This window comes from Oleiphilus sp. HI0086, from assembly GCF_001635225.1.
Genome location: NZ_LWFZ01000107.1, coordinates 1 through 1,196 on the forward strand (window position 1 = coordinate 1; position 1,196 = coordinate 1,196).

Here is a 1,196-nt window from a genome sequence, read left to right on the forward strand (position 1 = left end):
GGTATTTGTTATATGTACAACAAGAGCAGCCGAAGGACAGCGCCATTCTTAGTAGTAGAAAGAATATTGCTTCCGTGTTTTCCAATATACTTATTTGGTATTCCATTCTTGGGTTGGAATGTTGTATCTACGGTTGTTTTAGCGACCTGCGCTGCATCAATTTTTCTTTTTCAGTTCGTGATACGGGATTTAGAGGAGTATTTTTGGTCTATCAGAGGGGGAGTGTTGGCAAAATTGCCTGACAGCGGTGAGGCATCAGTCTTGGATACGAATAAAATATTGATTCAGTTCTATTTCCTGGTACTGGTTCTTCCACTGTTAGGAGTTGTTGTTGGAAGTTTCTATCAGTAGTTCGAGTTAACTTCAGCTAACGCATCACAGCTGAAATTTTGCTGAATTATCAGATTTCTCTATTGTCTTAGTAAAAAGTAGATATTGAAGAGACGTGGAGGTGAAAATGACTTGCTCATCATCACTTTTAGCAATTCGACCGTGGAATAAAGGTGTCCTTGTAGGGCAAAAGCTCCCTCTTAAGCTTGAACAGGTTTGGGCTATTCGGATTAGGCTGGAGGTGGAGAATAATGTGAGAGATCTCGCGCTTTTTAACCTCGCAATAGATAGTAAACTACGAGGGTGTGATTTAGTTAAGCTCCGCGTATATGATGTGTACAATGGAAAAAGCTGCAAGTCTAGAACTCAAATCATACAGAAAAAGACCAAAATACCTGTCAAATTCGAAATAACATCGAAGACGAGGGAAGCTATTTTGGTATTGATTGAAAAGCTGCGTTTAGAGCATGCTACTTACCTCTTCCCAAGCCGGTTTTCTCATAGAAGTCATATATCAACTAGACAATACTACAATTTAGTAAAGAGGTGGGTTGCTGCTATTGGGTTGGATACAAGATTTTACGGAACGCACTCCTTAAGAAGAACCAAAGTAGCCCAGATAAAGACTTAAGGTCCATTCAACTGCTGTTAGGGCACAGGAGTCTTGGAAGTACGGTACGATATTTAGGGGTGGAGCTTGATGATGCCTTAGCATTATCAGAGAGGATTGAAATTTGATGCTGGTTTGTTATCTCTGAAGGTCTGCTTCGTGGTGTCAGTTCAAAACATTGTAGGAGTTATTTTATAAAGGGGGTTTGTTGCGCAGGGAGTAACAGTATCGCTTTGTGCTTCCACTAAATACAAAT

Annotated in this window: 2 protein-coding genes; both read left to right on the top strand. The window is 40.2% G+C overall.

Annotation, left to right across the window (positions count from 1 at the left end):
* Nucleotides 1-351, top strand: a 351-nt coding sequence (locus A3756_RS01460) for a hypothetical protein (protein ID WP_231875450.1), incomplete at its 5' end; no start/stop codon positions are given.
* 106 nt (nt 352-457) lie between these two features.
* Nucleotides 458-961 carry a tyrosine-type recombinase/integrase gene (locus tag A3756_RS01465; RefSeq protein WP_231875451.1) on the top strand — a complete coding sequence of 168 codons (504 nt, stop codon included), beginning with the start codon at nt 458-460 and terminating at the stop codon, nt 959-961.
* Nucleotides 962-1,196: the final 235 nt, after the last annotated feature.